Raw genomic sequence first — 14353 nt, forward strand, 5'->3', positions numbered from 1 at the left:
GCCGAAGTGCCGCTGCGGCCGCCAGAGGTCCTATCACCAATGCCCCCAGGGACATCCCCGCCAGTAACAGCAAATGGGGTGCCACGGGCAACTGCGCCACCGCTGCTTCCACAGCGGCCACGCCAAAAATCAATACCGGTATATATAGGGGCAGAACCAAAAGGGACAATAAAACTCCGCCGCGGCGCATGCCAATGGTCAAGGCCGCCCCAATAGCGCCAATGAGACTCAGAACCGGTGTCCCGATCAATAACGCGAGACACATCGTCACGACACCGCTCCCCGTCATATTCAGGGACAATGCCAGTATCGGTGTAATAATGATCAAGGGAAGGATCGACGTCAGCCAATGGGCGATCACTTTTCCAAGCACGAGCATTTCCAGCGGCAACGGTCCGATTGCCAGCAAATCAAGGGAGCCATCTTCGAAATCGGCCTGAAACATCCGGTCCAGCGTCAACAGACAGGCAAGCAGAGCGGCGACCCAGAGGACGCCCGGCGCAATCCGGCCGAGAATAGCCAGTTCAGGACCGACCCCCAAAGGGAACAGGACAATGACGATGGTGAAAAAGCAAAGACTGAGCACGACGGCACTGCCCTGCCGCACAGCGAGAACAAGATCGCGACGGATCAGGTCTAAAAAGGCGTTCATGCCGCCGTCTCTTTATCAAGATCTAGAACGGTCGCACCCGCAAGTTCCAGATCCTGATGGGTCGCAAAAAGTGCCATACCCCCGCCCAGAAGATGCTGTTCCAGCTTTGATTTAAATAGCTGGATATAATGCTGGTCAAGCGCGCTTAACGGTTCATCCAGAATCCAGAGCGGCAGCGGCGAGGCGGTTAGGCGCGCGAGATTAACTCGCTTTTTCTGCCCCGCGGAGAGTAAACCCATAGGGGTCTCCTGAAGCGGTTCCAGTTCGAAATCCGCGATTGCCCGTGCGACGTCGGCGGTGCCATGGAAGTTCGCCCAGAAATTAAGGTTCTCCTTTACTGTCAGGACTGATTTCAGCGGGTCCTGATGGCCGAGATAATGATACTGGCCCTGATAGGTATCCTCATTCCCCCCGATTTCCTGTCCCGACCACAGGAGCCGCCCCGCCGCCGGGCGGAGGAGCCGGGCGCAGATCCGCAAAAGGGATGATTTGCCGGCCCCATTCCGACCGCGAACCCAAAGCGCCGCGCCGGGGGAAAGGTCAAAGGAAATGTCCTCGAAAACGAGATGATCGCTGCGCACACAGGCCACTTGGTCGGCAAACAGGGTCATAGCGGGCATTTTACTCCAGATGCCTGAGGATAATCCCCACTGACTACAGGAATACCGTTATTTCTGCAAATTTTTGCCGCAAGATTGATATGGCCTATTCATAGCTGCGGGCGTCGTCTATGACCTTACCATCGTTGGCGAGACTGCCCTCTTTGACGAAAGTGACGACGCCCCGAACCTTGCAGAGACTTTGCAGGGTTGTTTCAACCGCCGCCTTCAAGGCGTCATTCCCCCCCATCGCTATCTCGCATTGCAGCGTCATGGCATCCAGATTGTTCTCGCTGGTGATGACCAGCCTGACCTTGTTGATTTCAGGATGTCGTTTGTGAACATCCGCGACTTGCGACGGGTCAACGAACATGCCCTTGACTTTGGCCCGCTGATCGGCCCGCCCCATCCAGCCCTTGATCCGCCTGTTGGTCCGGCCACACGGGCTTTGCCCCGCCATAATCGCCGACATATCGCCGGTGGCAAACCGAATCAACGGATAGGCTTTGTTGAAGGTTGTGACGATCACCTCGCCGACCTCACCGTCGGCTACCGGATCGCCGGTGCCGGGCCGGACGATTTCAACGATCACGCCTTCATCAATGATCATGCCTTCCATGGCGTCACTTTCATAGGCGATCAGACCAAGGTCCGCCGTGCCGTATGATTGTACGACCGAAGCGACGCCAAGTTCTTTCAAGGCCGCGCGTAACGACGGTGGCAAGGCCTCGCCGCCGACGCTCGCATGACTGATGGAGAACATATCGAGACCGGCCTCCGTCCCTTTCTCAAGAAGGATCTTGAGAAAGGACGGTGTTCCGACATAAGCCTTTGGCCGTAACTCACTGATGGCCTGAAGCTGCATTTCCGTATTGCCAACGCCCGCTGGAAAAACTGGACAACCGACCGCGTGGGCCCCGTTTTCCATCATCATGCCCGCGGGCGTCATATGATATGAGAAAGTGTTATAGACCAGATCGCCGGGACGGAAACCGGCGGCCCACATGGCGCGGCCCATGCGAAAGAAATCCCGGTCATTCTGCCCTGGCTCGTAAATCGGGCCGGGCGACATGAAGACATGGGCCAGCTTATCAAGAGATATTGCATTCAGCCCGCCGAAGGGCGGGGCTGACTTTTGCTTCGCCATCAGGTCGGATTTTCGCGTCACAGGAAGATCGGCAAGCGCCGCATAGTCCCTGATGTCCGCCGCGTCAATTTTCTCGAGGGATTTAGCAAAATACGGCGAATTTTTCTTCGCATGGGTGATCTGCCGGGCCAGTGCATCAAACTGGGCCCGTTCACGGACCTCCGGATCCCGGGTTTCAAGGCTGTCATAATTATTTTTGGAAGCGGTCATGCGATCCCCGTTTCTTGTTAAATTTCTCACCAGATCAATTGCGCCAACCCGCGCCAATTTGATTATTTTACAGTCCCTGCGTGCGCCCGTCCACCGTCCTGAAGCTATTCTCGAAAATATGCGCCACTGCTTTCTTTTGCAAAAATCATCGCTTATATCGCATAACTAACAAAGGTTCCGCACACGCGGCACCTTTAGTCTTGAGAATTTTTGAAATTTAGGGCACATACAGCCCATCAATTAACCGGTGCCGCAAATCCGGCACCTTCCCGTTCCCCTTTCACCAAGGAGCGAAGCGTTGACAACAACTGGTCACGATAGCCTGAAAACCCGCCGCACCCTCGACGTCGACGGCAAGAAATATGACTACTACAGCATCCCCGCCGCAGAAAAGGCTGGACTTGGCGATTTATCCCGCCTGCCGTATTCTCTCAAGGTGCTGCTGGAGAACCTGCTCCGTCATGAAGATGGCAGAACAGTCACATCGGCAGATGTCGCAGCCATCGCCGGCTGGCTGAAGGAACGCAAAGCAGATCGGGAAATTGCCTATCGCCCGGCCCGGGTCTTGATGCAGGACTTCACCGGCGTCCCCGCCGTCGTTGATCTTGCGGCGATGCGCGATGCCATGGTGGCGTTAGGTGGCGATCCTGAAAAAATCAATCCCCTGGCCCAATGCGATCTCGTCATTGATCACTCAGTGATGGTCGATAAATTCGGCACTGCCGCGGCATTCGGCCAGAATGTGGAAATGGAAATGGAGCGTAACGGCGAGCGCTATGCTTTTCTCCGCTGGGGCCAGAAGGCGTTCAACAATTTTCGCGTTGTCCCTCCCGGAACCGGGATTTGTCATCAGGTCAATCTTGAATATCTGGCACAGACCGTCTGGACAACCGACGACGAAAACGGAACGGAAATTGCCTATCCTGACACTTTGGTGGGAACCGACAGTCATACCACAATGGTCAATGGCCTCGCGGTTCTGGGCTGGGGCGTCGGCGGCATTGAAGCCGAAGCCGTTATGCTGGGGCAGCCAATCTCGATGCTGATCCCTGAAGTCGTCGGGTTTAAGCTCACCGGCAAGCTGAAAGAAGGAACGACGGCCACCGATCTCGTGCTGACCGTGACGCAAATGCTGAGGTCCCAGGGCGTTGTTGGCAAGTTTGTCGAGTTTTACGGCCCCGGCATTGCTGAACTCGGACTAGCGGACCGCGCAACGATTTCGAACATGGCGCCTGAATATGGCGCGACATGCGGATTTTTCCCGATTGACGCGGAGACGATCAACTATCTGAATTTCACTGCCCGGGATCCGGAGCGCGTGAAACTGGTCGAGGCATATGCCAAGGCACAGGGGATGTGGCATGACGGCACTATGCAGGATCCGGAATTCACGGTAACTTTGGAGCTTGATATTTCAACCGTTGAGCCCAGCCTTGCCGGACCCAAACGACCACAGGACCGTGTTTTACTCTCCGGTGCGGCGACCGCGTTCAAAGAGGCCTTACCTGAATTGGCCGGACCAGATGCAGATTTAGATGTAAAAATCGATGTCGCCGGTACGGATTACAAGATCGGCCACGGCAATGTTATCATCGCGGCCATTACCTCCTGCACCAATACCTCGAACCCAAGCGTCATGCTCGCCGCCGGGTTGGTTGCCCGCAATGCGCTTAAAAAAGGCCTGACCGTCAAACCATGGGTCAAGACATCTCTCGCACCCGGATCAAAAGTGGTCACTGACTATCTTGCCAAGGCCGGATTGCAGGATGATCTGGACGCCCTTGGCTTTAACCTAGTGGGATATGGCTGTACAACCTGCATCGGGAATTCGGGACCAATCGCGGCGCCGATTGCCGATGCCATCACAGAGGGCGAACTTGTTGCCTGCTCAGTATTGTCCGGGAACCGTAATTTCGAAGGCCGGGTCAGTCCTCAGGCCAAAGCCAATTACCTGGCTTCCCCGCCGCTTGTCGTAGCCTATGCCATTGCCGGCTCCCTCCATGTTGATATTACAACCGATTCGCTCGGGAATGATCAGGACGGAAATCCGGTGTATTTGAAAGACGTCTGGCCAAGCAATGCTGAAGTGCAGCAAACTGTTCGGGATGCGGTGAGCCGGGACATGTTTGTGACCCAGTACGCTGATGTCTTTTCAGGCGATGACATCTGGAAATCGATCAAGACCGCTGACGGGCAGACTTATACTTGGGACAGCGGCTCTACCTATGTGCAGCATCCCCCCTATTTTGAAGGAATGCACAAGGATCCCAGCCCGGTCAAGGATATCACCGGGGCCCATATTCTCGCGCTGCTCGGCGATTCGGTCACAACCGACCATATCTCCCCCGCAGGTGCGATCAAAGCGGACAGTCCGGCAGGCGACTATCTGATCGCCCATCAGGTCAGCCCGAAAAACTTCAACTCCTATGGCTCTCGCCGGGGCAATGATCAGGTGATGACCCGCGGCACTTTCGCCAATATCCGCCTCCGCAATGAAGTTGCACCGGGCACGGAAGGCGGTGTGACCCGCCATATGCCCGACGGAGAGCAAATGTCGATATATGAGGCCGCAGAAAAATACAGGGCCTCGGAAACACCGCTGGTCGTATTTGCCGGCAAGGAATATGGCACCGGGTCCAGCCGTGACTGGGCAGCAAAAGGAACGTTACTGCTCGGCATCCGATCAGTGGTGGCAGAAAGCTTCGAACGTATTCATCGGTCAAACCTTATCGGCATGGGTATTCTACCCTTGCAGTTCCCCGAAGGTGTCACCCGCAAGACCCTGAAACTGGATGGCAGCGAAGTCATTGACCTTACCGGCATCGAGCAGGGCGTAACACCGCGAATGACCGTTGCCTGCAAGATTACCCGAAGTGACGGCTCTTCGGAAGTTGTCGATCTTCTCTGCCGTATCGATACGCTGGATGAAGTTGAATATTACCGCCATGACGGCATTTTGCAGTATGTGCTAAGAAACCTCTCGGCAAGCTAAACACGGGATTGGTTATGCCCTCACATTCGAGACAAACGGCGGCCTTACCAGGTCGCCGTTTTTTTATCTGATTTTCACTGACAGGTGATTTGTACGTGATCGCTGAATAGGGTAATTAGACAATCATGAAGAAACTTCGCTTTTCACCGGCGCTTATGGCATCGCTATTTATCCTTGCAATATCAGCGTCAGGTGCCGCCCACGCCCAGACGGCGCACCAACCCTCGACGGTGGTCGAGCTCTATACATCCCAGGGCTGCAGTTCCTGCCCGCCCGCCGATGAGTTGCTCGGAATGCTCGTCACCGACGAGGACATTCTCGGCCTGTCTTTCGCTGTCACCTACTGGGATTATATCGGCTGGAAAGATACGTTCGGGACTAAGGAAAATGACGCGCGGCAGTCTCAATACCAAAAAGCTCTGAATTCCCGCTATGTATATACGCCGCAGATGGTAATAGATGGCAGAGAGCATGTGGTTGGATCTGATGCCAGTGGCGTTAAATCACTGATCGAGAAATATTCGGGAACCGCCAATAACCTTCCCTTGACCTGGTCTTTCAACGGTAACAAGCTCGAAATACACCTGCCGTCCTCTGACAAGCAGGCGACGATCTGGCTTGTCGATCTGGATCGAATGACCAACGTCGATATAGGGCGCGGGGAAAATACCGGCAAGACAGTAACCTATCATAATATCGTCCGGAACGTCCGCTCGCTCGGTGAATGGGATGGGACGGCGCGCACATTTGAACTTAATCTGGCCGAAATACGTCAGTCCGGTCGCGATGGCTGCGCGATAATCGTTCAACAGGCCGGGTACGGGCCCATATTTGCGGCATTAAATATATCGCTTTGAAATCCGTCGTTGATCTGGCTGTCCCTCTGGGGCAATATGGGCACAATCAAGAATAACAATGGCCCCCTTGAAAATGACTAAAGAAACCCCTCTCCTCAAACCGGCTGCGACTGTGCTGCTTGTCCGCGACTGCGTCAAGAGCCACGATACGATTGAAGTTTTCATGGTTGTTCGCCATCACCAAATCGATTTTGCCTCCGGCGCGCTCGTATTTCCTGGCGGAAAGGTGGACAATAACGACATGATATCCGAGCTCGTTGAATTTCTACCGGAAAGCGAGCGGGGTGATGATCCATTACGCGCCTTTAAAATTGCCTCCATCCGTGAGAGCTTTGAAGAAGCCAATCTTCTTCTTGCCCGAAACCGGGACACCGGCGCACTCGTGACACATGACCGCCTTGAAGCGTTGGCGAAAAAATACCGCATGCCCCTGCAAAACGGCGAAGTTCCCATTCTTAAAATGCTGCAGACCGAAAACCTGGAGCTAGCAACTGACCTTCTCGGGCATTTCGCCCATTGGATTACCCCCACGCATATGCCCAAACGCTTCGACACCCATTTTTTCATCGCTGAGGCACCCCCACATCAACTCGGGGCACATGATGGAGAGGAATCCGTAGACTCGGTCTGGGTCGGACCAAATGAAATTCTTACCGAAGCAGATAAGGGAAATTATACCGTCATCTTTCCAACCCGCATGAATATCGAGGCTTTGGGGAAATTCACTTCGGCAAAGACCGCCGTCGAAACTGCGAACGCCACAGGTACCTTCACGGTCCTTCCCGAAATGGAAATCACGGAGGAGGGTAAATTCCTTCTAATCCCGGAGGAAGCGGGATATAGCGTCACGCGCCGTGCGATTGATGCCATAATGGATAAAGGATAATAATTACGACGAAAAGACAATGGCGGTACTACTAGGTAATTTCGATCTTTTCGCTCTTTTACGCTTTACTCTGGCCGGTTACCGGCCGTCATACCCTCCCGCGGCCCAAGATCAGTTTTTGCTGGAAACGATACCCGGCGGCATGCTCTTGACAGCGGCCTCGACGGACGCGGACATTATCGACAGAGCTTTAACCTGCTGAAGGAACAGCGTATTTTTCGACTGGAACAGCGAAGACGGCTTTTTGGCATGGACTGTTGCGTCAAGTGTCGCCATTATTTCCTCATGCGCCGCCATCATCGCGACGAGAGCCGCTTGTGTATTACTGAACAATTGGTCAAGCTTTTCACCCATGCGTTGGGAGTTGACAAGATTTCGAACCATGTCCGTGCGTGCTGCCAATGATTTCTGGCCGTGTCGTCTCTCATATGCCAGCCAGCCTTTCCAAGTCGCGATGTCGGAATTTATGGCGCTGCGGGAATACAGTCGGAGGCCGCCTCGACACATGCGCAAACTTGATAGCGGGGCGTCGGTATTATTATCGGGGACAGTATAGCTGCATTTTCCAGATTGATCCTGAATTGTGCCAATATCGAGGTAAAGCAGCGTAGCTGCTTTTTTCAGCGTAGCTTCTCCCTTTTTCATTATGGGAACAAGTCGCCTGTCTCGCGCGGGCAGAATAAAAAACTCCTGAAAAAATGTCATGCCCTGGACTAGATTGGTGGATTCTACGGCGCTTAACGAATGAGTGATCTCGAATACAGCCGGATCAAGAAATGTGAGGTCATTCGCAATCTTTTTCAGTTTGGGCAGGCTCGTCTGGATGGATTGGCCCGAGGCGATAGTATTCAGGGTTCCGACATAGCCGGTCATCGCGGCGAGTACGCTCTGTCGGGCGGCAATAGCCTTACCACTAAATAGAGGTTTGACTGTTGTCGGGGGGTTAGCGCCCGTTTCAAACTGAAATTCCAGATTGTCCGTGAATGCGATCGTGTTGACTTCCTCGGTAAGCGCAAAGTCCTTTTCAATAACCGCCGTCAAGGTTGTAACGCTGCTGGAAAAATCCTGTAGATCCTTGTCCAGCAAATCATTGTCCAAATAACTGCATCCAGCAAGACTGAGCTGAAAAAGAAATGCAGCGGTGGGTTTCATGATCGAGTGCATAAATTCCGTTCAATCGAAAGCGAGGGCTTTAGATTAACTGGGAATTGAATTGTATAATGTAAAGTATATTAATACTAATAGTTGTATTTATATCAAAAAGAATGAACATCCGGCGCATGAACGCCCGGACCCTGTGCAAAGAAACCTTTCTGTGAATCAAAACGGCGACCTCACTCATTGAGATCGCCGTATATTTTCGAAGGAGGTGGTGTTAAGCAGAAATCCCGCTGGCCATGAACTCCGCCATTCTTTTTGAAAAGGCAACGGGATCGGCAACGGGATCGCCTTCAACAATATGTGCCTGATCGAGGAGAAGAAGCGCCGCATCCTGAAGTGCCGCGGTACTCCCATTGGCTTTGGCGCTTTTGGCAAGTTTCCGGATCAACATATGTTTTGGATTCAATTCCAGAATTCGCAGGCTGCTGCCAGCGCCAAATTGCTTGTGTGCTTTTAGCAACTTCTCCAGATGAATATCCATGTCCCCGTCATCGGCGACAAGACATACCGGGCTCCCCGTCAAGCGGGACGATTGCTTGACGTCCTTCACCTTTCCCTCTAGCGCCGTCTTGAAAAGGGCAATCAAACTGTCCATTTCATCACCCTCGGCTTTGGACGGCGTTTCACTGTTCGCCTCCGCATCCGGAATATCGTCCAGTTCGGCGCCACCGCGTGTCACCGACTTGAAAGGCTTCCCGTCGAATTCGGTGATCCGGCTGAGCCAGAAACTATCGACCGCATCTGCAAGCAGCAGGACCTCGATGCCCTTGGCCGCGAACCCCTCGAGCTGTGGGCTCGCCTTAAGGGCGTCCAGATCATCACCAGTGATGTAATAGATGGTATTCTGGCCGTCTTTCATTTGTCCGATGTAGTCCGCAAGGTTCGTGCGGGTCTCGGTGCCGGTGCTATTGAACAATGCCATTTTGAGAATGCGTTCTCCGTTATCGGCATCCTCGTAAATACCTTCCTTGAGCACCGCGCCGAAATTATCCCAGAACTTGCCGAAACTCTCGGCATCCTTCGTTGCCTTCTTTTCAAGCTCACCGATCACTTTTTTAATCAGGCCACTCCGGATTTTCTGGAGTATCGGGTTATGCTGAAGCATCTCGCGGCTCACGTTAAGGGGGAGATCCTCAGAATCGACAACCCCGCGCAAGAACCGCAGATAGGCCGGGACCAGTTCCTCGCATTCATCCGTAATGAAGACGCGTTTTACATACAGCTTCAGCCGCGATTTGCGTTCCGGGTTGAACAGGTCGAACGGTGGCTGTTCGGGTATAAACAATAATAGCGTATATTCTATCCGTCCCTCGACCTTGCTGTGAAGGGTCAGCCAAGGACTGTCGAAGGCCTGCCCGACATGATGATAGAACTCGGTATATTGCTCAGACGTGATCTCGGATTTTGGCCGGGTCCAAAGGGCACTGGCAGAGTTGAGCGTTTCGTCTTCATCGCCCTCCTTTTCAGCCTTCAGAACAACCGGCAGCGCTATATGATCGGCATAGGTCTTGATTATCTGACGCAAGCGCGCCGCATCGAGGAACTCTTTCGCGTCTTTGCGCATATGCAGGGTGATCGTCGTTCCGCGGGAAGCACGGGTGGCTTCCTCTACCTGAAAGGTTCCGCGACCGTCCGATGTCCAGGTCGTCGCCTTCTCCTCGCCAGCCTTCCGGCTGGTCACCGACACCTTATCAGCAACCATGAAGGCCGAGTAAAACCCGACGCCGAACTGTCCAATCAGGCTAACGTCCTTGGATGCATCACCGGTCAGTTCTTCGGAAAAGCGGGAAGTGCCGGAGCGAGCGATCGTTCCAAGATTATCAATCATTTCCTGTTCCGTCATGCCAATACCATTATCCTCAATGGTCAATGTTTTGGCTTTACTGTCTATGGAAACAAGAACCCTGAATTCCGGATCATCCTTCACCAGTTCAGGTGCCGTTAGGGCGGCATAGCGTAACCGGTCACAGGCATCCGATGAATTCGAAACCAGCTCCCTCAGGAAAATTTCTTTTTCGCTGTAAAGAGAGTGGGCGACAATATCCAGTAGCCTGGCAACTTCCGCCTGAAATTCATGTGTTTTCTCTGTCATTTCCATCCTGCATTTCAGTATAAATTTGGCCTGCCCCCTATATGACCAGTGAGGCAAATTCATTCAAGACCAAAAACAGCATTATTAAAAGGGAAGAATGGAAATAAGCCCACCCCGAGGGGCGCAGAAAATCGGGGTGGGCTATTCACAGATCATCAACATTATGCGTAGATGGAGGTGATCAGCACGCATATCATATATCTAATTGGAATGATCGTTCAAGCTAAATTTTAAATATCTCTACGTTTTTAGCACTGCCCCAATTCACATCCAGATTGCGTTCGGCGTCCTTCTTTATATTCTAACAGAGAAGGTGAATTTCGCTCATGTCCTATTTTAAAACACAAAACAGAGATGCTCCTTATTTACCGCCCAAACCATTGTATGAACAGGTGAAATCTTACGTGCTAAAAAATATGGAGTCGGGAGATTGGCCAGCTTTTTTCCAAATCCCATCGGAACATGCTCTGGTAAAGGAAATGGGAATATCCCGGATGACCATCCATCGGGCCCTGCGTGAACTGACGCAAGCCGGATATCTAGAGCGTATTCAGGGGGTTGGAACATTCGTGGCGGCACCGAAAAAGCACCCGAAAACATTGGATATCCGTGAAATCGACGATGTCATTCGTGGCCGCGGCGGTAGACATGACTGCGATGTTCATTTTCTACAGGCGGAACCAATTGATAAGGCGGCGGCGGTCTCGATGGGCCTGAAACCCGGCGAAACTGTCTTTCGTTCCTATTTCGTTCATCGCGAAAATGACCTCCCGGTCATGCTGGAAGACCGTTATGTAAATGCAGACTTTATCCCGGATTTTCTGGACAAGGATTTTACGAAAATTACTGTCGATACCCTTATCAGTAACAGTTTTGCCCTGTTGTCACACACTCACGTCATTCAGGCAGCAGTCTCCAACGCCGAGATCAATCATTTCCTTGAACTGACGACAGCAACCGCCTGTCTCGTGATCAACAGGAAGACCTGGATGGGGGAAGCTGTTATCTCGACGGCAAAAATGATTTTCCCCGGAAATCGGTACCAGTTGGTCTAACCTCCACTAGATTGCAGCGACTATCGACTTCTGAGAATCCTTATTGCCCGACTTTGCAGCCGTCTTGCTGGCACCCTTCGCGGTGCTCGTATAAAGGTTTTTGAGCGCATCGATGACCAGCTCCTGATCGATATAGGGCTCTGTACCTTGATATTTACAGGCGGCAATAATCTGATCGATGATAAATTTTGGCTGATAGCAGGCAAGATCAAACTTGTTTTTCACCTGCAGTTCGTCAATGACCATTTCAAACAATTCATCAGAAATATCGAGGCCTTTCGCAGCACCGACCATCCTGAAGATTTCAAAATACTGCTCTTTAGACGGGCCAACGGTTTCCAGTTTGTAGGGAATCCGGCGGAGGAAAGCAGGATCCATCAAGTCATCCGGGGACAGGTTTGTGGAGAAGATTACCAACTCGTCAAACGGCAGTGAAAAACTCTTCCCCGTATGTAGTTTCAGAAAATCAACACGGCTTTCCAGCGGCACAATCCAACGGTTGAGCAAATCCTCCGGGCTGACAAGCTGGCGCCCAAAATCATCGATAATAAATGTACCGTTTGACGCCTTCACGTGAAGTGGGGCTTCGTAATATTTGGCATGAGCATTAAAGCTGAGGTCGAGCATTTCCAGTGTCAACTCACCCCCGGTGATCACAACTGGTCGTTCACAAGGAATCCAGCGTCCGTCGAATTCTTCACGGCGAAGACCGGCTCCGGATTTCTTTTTGGGTTCTTTCTCAAGGACGGGAGTATGAATACTTGGATCAAAAACCTTGATGATCTGGCCGTCGACCTCAAAGCAATAAGGAACGTAGATAACATTGGCAAAAATCGCGGCGACCTTTTCGGCAACGGTCGTCTTTCCGTTACCCGGAGGACCATATAACAGAATACTCTTGCCTGCGTTGACCCCCGGACCGAGACGACGCACAAAGTCATCGGCGATGATCAGATTTTCAAAACTTTCCTCAATTTTCGCCTTTTCTACGCGTTCATTGGTAATTTTTTGCTGTCTTATGCGAACCTGATAGGCCGTGAGCGAAACTGGCGCGGGCCCGATATACTGGTTTTGCTCCAGCGATTCGATGGCATAGCGTTTTCCGCTTTCGGTCATCACATAGCGGGTTTCAGAGAATGTTGACTGGTCTGTATTACCAAGAGATTCCAGAAATTTACGGTTGCCGGCTTCTTGAATAATGCGGTTGACGACACCGATCGGGAGCTTAATCGCGCCGGATATTTCCGAGGCCGTTTCCAGACTGTTTACATAAATAAGTTTGAAAAATATCCGCATTAGGTTGGCCAGCGGAATACCCGTATCTTCCACGGATTTTGGGGCCGGCGGGGCTTCATAGATGGCTTTATCAAGTTGTTCCCGGGTCAAAGCACCGAGCGCTACAAGATTGTCACCAAGGCGTCCACCATTTTCCTTTTGGCGATGGATCGCAATGTTTATATCCTCCGGCGTCACAAGATTATGTGCCAACAAGATATCACCGATAAGCATTCACATTCTCCATTTTCGTTCCCGCCAGTTCATGCCGCGATGGAAGATTCGATAAATAATTTGCTATTCAACCGATCTAGCTTTACCCGCTTTTAGTTAACGCAACGTTATCCTGCCGGCATAAATCATAAAAATTAGATATATATTTTTCTATTCTCATATTTTACTCTGGATTTCTCGGATTTTATTGCTCAAATCCAGCGATGACGGCATGGTGAAACTGCGGGTACGTAATATCACCTTGCAGCTCACAGGTTACGGAAAAGCAAAAGAGGTCTGCCATGACACAGTACAAAGCCCTATTGTCCGTCTTTTCAAACGACCGCGTCGGCCTGATTTCCCTGGTTACCGGCCATTTGTTCGATAAAGGGATCAATCTTGGGGACACGTCCTTTGCGGTTCTTGGCAAGGGGGGCGAGTTTACCAGCATCATTGAGATACCTGACGACCTGACGGAAAGTATATTAATGGCCGAGTTGCGCTCCCTTGACGGCCTGTCCGAGGCCGACATAGACGTCCGGCGTTTCCGTCTCGCCGACGTCACGACACCGCCCACAGAAATCACCCATGACATCAAATGTGAAGGCAGTGATCAGCCGGGATTGCTGGCGCGACTCTCCGAGGTTTTTATTGATTTTGAAGCAAATATCGTCCGACTAAAATCGGACCAGGTCAACACTCCGGGCGGCATGAAATACGTGACACTGTTTTCCGTCAATATCCCGCCGCAACGCGCAAATTCGTGCCTCGCCGCTCTCGATAATACCGCCAGCGCCCTTGGCCAGTCCCTAAGTTATGAATTACGCAAAATCTAGGCGTCACGCCCGCCGGTAAAATAAGGTCGCAAATAGTATCATATTGGCGATCGCAACAACCGCCGCAATAGCGGCAACCGGCGCAAACTCCACATGCCCGGCGTAGATCAGCCCGACACCAATAGTCAGCCCGATAACCGCGATATGCGCAAGCCAGAAGGTAACCGGCGCTAACTTCGCGGCCGCCACAACGGGCCATTGCTTGTAAATGAGCCCCATCAGCGCCATGGATACCCAGCCCAAAAGGTTAAGATGTGCATGGGCTGGCATCTGGATATGGTCTTCCGATATCGCCATATAAATACCAAGCGCCATTCCGAGAACAGCATAAATAACCGATGATTTAATGAATTTTTCAGCAAGCATTGGACACCCCCC

At 52.1% G+C, this 14353-nt stretch carries 12 protein-coding genes; 5 read left to right on the forward strand and 7 right to left on the reverse strand.

Annotation, left to right across the window (positions count from 1 at the left end):
• The 3 genes from ccmB to ACESNI_RS00130 form a co-directional block, all read right to left on the reverse strand.
• Positions 1–652 (reverse strand): heme exporter protein CcmB (gene ccmB / locus ACESNI_RS00120; RefSeq protein ID WP_373083730.1); only part of this gene is annotated, 652 nt, incomplete at its 3' end.
• Complete coding sequence (gene ccmA / locus ACESNI_RS00125) at positions 649–1272, reverse strand: heme ABC exporter ATP-binding protein CcmA (RefSeq protein WP_373083732.1); 624 nt, start codon at positions 1270–1272, stop codon at positions 649–651. The genes ccmB and ccmA, both read right to left, overlap by 4 nt.
• 85 nt (positions 1273–1357) lie before the next feature.
• Entirely contained in the window at positions 1358–2608 is a 1251-nt protein-coding gene (locus ACESNI_RS00130) for a phenylacetate--CoA ligase family protein (protein WP_373083734.1), read from the reverse strand.
• A gap of 298 nt (positions 2609–2906) precedes the next feature.
• On the opposite strand from ACESNI_RS00130, the gene acnA reads away from it, so the two are divergent.
• From acnA to ACESNI_RS00145, 3 genes are all read left to right on the forward strand, one after another.
• Entirely contained in the window at positions 2907–5600 is a 2694-nt protein-coding gene (gene acnA / locus ACESNI_RS00135; RefSeq protein WP_373083736.1) for an aconitate hydratase AcnA, read from the forward strand.
• A gap of 125 nt (positions 5601–5725) precedes the next feature.
• The gene (locus ACESNI_RS00140) at positions 5726–6457 is read left to right on the forward strand and encodes a DUF1223 domain-containing protein (RefSeq protein WP_373083739.1); all 732 of its coding nucleotides are present in this window, start codon (positions 5726–5728) and stop codon (positions 6455–6457) included.
• Positions 6458–6530: 73 nt separating this feature from the next.
• Entirely contained in the window at positions 6531–7343 is an 813-nt protein-coding gene (locus ACESNI_RS00145; RefSeq protein ID WP_373083742.1) for an NUDIX hydrolase, read from the forward strand.
• 111 nt (positions 7344–7454) lie between these two features.
• Here the strand turns inward: ACESNI_RS00145 and ACESNI_RS00150 are convergent, their stop codons facing one another.
• Both ACESNI_RS00150 and htpG read right to left on the reverse strand, forming a co-directional pair.
• A complete protein-coding gene (locus tag ACESNI_RS00150; protein WP_373083744.1) occupies positions 7455–8495 on the reverse strand; it encodes a hypothetical protein in 1041 nt (346 codons plus the stop codon).
• A gap of 223 nt (positions 8496–8718) precedes the next feature.
• Positions 8719–10596 (reverse strand): molecular chaperone HtpG, encoded by a 1878-nt coding sequence (htpG, locus tag ACESNI_RS00155; RefSeq protein ID WP_373083746.1) that lies wholly within the window; start codon positions 10594–10596, stop codon positions 8719–8721.
• Positions 10597–10922: 326 nt separating this feature from the next.
• On the opposite strand from htpG, the gene ACESNI_RS00160 reads away from it, so the two are divergent.
• Positions 10923–11651, forward strand: a complete 729-nt coding sequence (locus tag ACESNI_RS00160) for a UTRA domain-containing protein (protein ID WP_373083748.1) — start codon at positions 10923–10925, stop codon at positions 11649–11651.
• A gap of 6 nt (positions 11652–11657) precedes the next feature.
• Here the strand turns inward: ACESNI_RS00160 and ACESNI_RS00165 are convergent, their stop codons facing one another.
• Positions 11658–13160, reverse strand: coding sequence for a hypothetical protein (locus tag ACESNI_RS00165; RefSeq protein WP_373083750.1), 1503 nt, complete (start codon positions 13158–13160; stop codon positions 11658–11660).
• A gap of 281 nt (positions 13161–13441) precedes the next feature.
• On the opposite strand from ACESNI_RS00165, the gene ACESNI_RS00170 reads away from it, so the two are divergent.
• On the forward strand, positions 13442–13975 hold the full coding sequence (locus tag ACESNI_RS00170; protein WP_373083752.1) for a glycine cleavage system protein R: 534 nt from the start codon (positions 13442–13444) through the stop codon (positions 13973–13975).
• A gap of 3 nt (positions 13976–13978) precedes the next feature.
• Here the strand turns inward: ACESNI_RS00170 and ACESNI_RS00175 are convergent, their stop codons facing one another.
• Positions 13979–14341, reverse strand: a complete 363-nt coding sequence (locus ACESNI_RS00175) for a hypothetical protein (RefSeq protein WP_373083754.1) — start codon at positions 14339–14341, stop codon at positions 13979–13981.
• Positions 14342–14353: the final 12 nt, after the last annotated feature.

The organism is Sneathiella sp. (genome assembly GCF_041689005.1).
Lineage (GTDB): Bacteria > Pseudomonadota > Alphaproteobacteria > Sneathiellales > Sneathiellaceae > Sneathiella.

Coding starts and splice junctions, on each gene's coding strand:
- ACESNI_RS00160 (WP_373083748.1), top strand. CDS start 10,923: ATGTCCTATTTTAAAACACAAAACAGAGATGCTCCTTATTTACCGCCC.
- ACESNI_RS00170 (WP_373083752.1), top strand. CDS start 13,442: ATGACACAGTACAAAGCCCTATTGTCCGTCTTTTCAAACGACCGCGTC.
- htpG (WP_373083746.1), bottom strand. CDS start 10,596: ATGACAGAGAAAACACATGAATTTCAGGCGGAAGTTGCCAGGCTACTG.
- ACESNI_RS00165 (WP_373083750.1), bottom strand. CDS start 13,160: ATGCTTATCGGTGATATCTTGTTGGCACATAATCTTGTGACGCCGGAG.
- ACESNI_RS00140 (WP_373083739.1), top strand. CDS start 5,726: ATGAAGAAACTTCGCTTTTCACCGGCGCTTATGGCATCGCTATTTATC.
- ACESNI_RS00150 (WP_373083744.1), bottom strand. CDS start 8,495: ATGAAACCCACCGCTGCATTTCTTTTTCAGCTCAGTCTTGCTGGATGC.
- ACESNI_RS00175 (WP_373083754.1), bottom strand. CDS start 14,341: ATGCTTGCTGAAAAATTCATTAAATCATCGGTTATTTATGCTGTTCTC.
- ACESNI_RS00145 (WP_373083742.1), top strand. CDS start 6,531: ATGACTAAAGAAACCCCTCTCCTCAAACCGGCTGCGACTGTGCTGCTT.
- ACESNI_RS00130 (WP_373083734.1), bottom strand. CDS start 2,608: ATGACCGCTTCCAAAAATAATTATGACAGCCTTGAAACCCGGGATCCG.
- ccmA (WP_373083732.1), bottom strand. CDS start 1,272: ATGCCCGCTATGACCCTGTTTGCCGACCAAGTGGCCTGTGTGCGCAGC.